This window comes from Snodgrassella sp. B3837 (genome assembly GCF_026535955.1).
Lineage (GTDB): Bacteria > Pseudomonadota > Gammaproteobacteria > Burkholderiales > Neisseriaceae > Snodgrassella > Snodgrassella alvi_E.
The window spans coordinates 1-1,151 of the sequence record NZ_JAFNPI010000018.1 but is presented as its reverse complement, the minus strand read 5'-3'; the positions used below and the strand labels follow the sequence as shown (position 1 = coordinate 1,151).

Genomic DNA, 1,151 nt, shown 5'->3' with positions numbered 1-1,151 from the left:
ACCAACACCATTCTTATTTATACATAATATCAAACATGATAAAATGTAATTAAACGTTAATTTAACAATGCATTTTACAGCTTTATTGTAAACAACAAACAAAGCATCGAACTCAAAAAACAAACACAGCAATACACATCTATATTTTCATCAAGGGGTTTAACGAATGGGCAATGCATACTGGGCCGCCCGCGAAGGGGACATTCTATTACACACCTCCATGCTCGCAGACATCGTTGGTGCGGCTGTAGAAATAGCATGCTACGCAGCCATCACCGCCGCAGTAGGTTTTGCCATTTTTGGCACCATCACCACCGGCGGACTACTCCTAAGTGTCCTTGTCGGCGTACTCATGGCCATTTCAGGTGGTGATACCGTCGTATCCAACCTCGCCAACTAGGTCAGTAGCCTTTTTCCTCCCTCCGAAGATGGCAAAATCAAAACCGGCTCGCCCAATACACGCACCAATAGCAAAGCTTCCGCCCGCGCCGCAGGTATCATAGATCAAAGCATTGAACTAAATGACAGCAGCGAAGAACCACAGCAGCCCGAAAACTTCGCCGATATAGCAGGTATACTTATCGCAGCCGGAGAAATCGCCCAGGAATTTATTCGGCCAACAGTCNCGATCCCAGAGCAGAACCCAGAGATGACGACAAAATACTTTGCCGCAAACATCCGCATCCGTTCGGCACAGATGAATATCTAGCCGAAGGTTCCCGCAAAGTCTACATCAACAGCCAGCCGGCTGTACGCAGCAACGACCGCAGCACTTGTGAAGCCAAAGTTACCGATGACCATGCCGGCGGCGTCAAAGTATCCAACAACGTACGCATCGGAGGCAAACCCATCGTCGTGCGTGAAATCAGAAGCGGCAAACATCCGGTTGCCCAGCTCATTGGTGTGATTTCAGCCTTAAGACGTCCCCGCAAAATCTGTTCCAAAATCAAATGTCTTGTCCTGGTCATCGCCAGTAATGCAGGCACCAGCTTAGCCTCTGCCAAACTAGCACAAGCGGTTACACGCGGCCACCCCGTCCACCTTCCCACCGGCGCCAAACTCCTCTTCGACACCGAAGAGCTCGACTTCACCCTTCCCGCCCATCTGCCCCTCCAATGGCAACGCTTCTACAGCAGCGTCGACACCCGCTC

Annotated in this window: 3 protein-coding genes; 2 read left to right on the top strand and 1 reads right to left on the bottom strand. The window is 50.4% G+C overall.

Features of this window, described 5'->3' with window-relative positions; all coding sequences use genetic code 11:
* The first annotated feature begins 220 nt into the window (after positions 1–220).
* Positions 221–400, top strand: coding sequence for a hypothetical protein (locus J3U67_RS06925; protein ID WP_267404484.1), 180 nt, complete (start codon positions 221–223; stop codon positions 398–400).
* Positions 401–728: 328 nt separating this feature from the next.
* On the opposite strand, the gene J3U67_RS06920 is transcribed toward J3U67_RS06925, so the two are convergent.
* Positions 729–1,049 carry a hypothetical protein gene (locus tag J3U67_RS06920; RefSeq protein ID WP_267404482.1) on the bottom strand — a complete coding sequence of 107 codons (321 nt, stop codon included), beginning with the start codon at positions 1,047–1,049 and terminating at the stop codon, positions 729–731.
* Here J3U67_RS06920 and J3U67_RS09235 point away from each other — a divergent pair.
* A partial coding sequence (locus J3U67_RS09235) for a DUF6531 domain-containing protein (protein WP_416384680.1) occupies positions 961–1,151 on the top strand: 191 nt, incomplete at its 3' end. The genes J3U67_RS06920 and J3U67_RS09235 overlap by 89 nt on opposite strands.

Bases quoted from the DNA above. Each gene is read 5' to 3' on its own strand.
- J3U67_RS06925 (WP_267404484.1), top strand. From the start codon at position 221: ATGCTCGCAGACATCGTTGGTGCGGCTGTAGAAATAGCATGCTACGCA.